This window comes from Pseudomonas sp. SIMBA_068, from assembly GCF_046534705.1.
Classification (GTDB): Bacteria; Pseudomonadota; Gammaproteobacteria; order Pseudomonadales; family Pseudomonadaceae; genus Aquipseudomonas; species Aquipseudomonas putida.
The window spans coordinates 1-265 of sequence record NZ_JAWRYI010000690.1 but is presented as its reverse complement, the minus strand read 5'-3'; the positions used below and the strand labels follow the sequence as shown (position 1 = coordinate 265).

Sequence of the window (265 nt, the reverse complement as noted above, 5' to 3'; positions counted from 1 at the left end):
CTGGCAATCATCACAGAAGTGCTGGCGGGGGCGTGGGAACGGCTGGAGCAGGGGCGGGCGGATATTGTTATCGCGCCGGATATGCATTTTCGTTCCTCGTCGGAGATCAACTCGCGCAAGCTCTATACGTTAATGAACGTCTACGTTGCCGCGCCTGATCACCCGATTCATCAGGAGCCGGAACCGTTATCTGAAGTGACGCGCGTGAAATATCGTGGAATTGCGGTAGCGGATACCGCTCGTGAGCGCCCGGTGTTGACCGTAC

Annotated in this window: 1 pseudogene; it reads left to right on the top strand. The window is 57.4% G+C overall.

The features are described from left to right. Positions 1-265: pseudogene (gene yhaJ, locus SB756_RS31010) on the top strand (DNA-binding transcriptional regulator YhaJ); the annotation flags it as partial.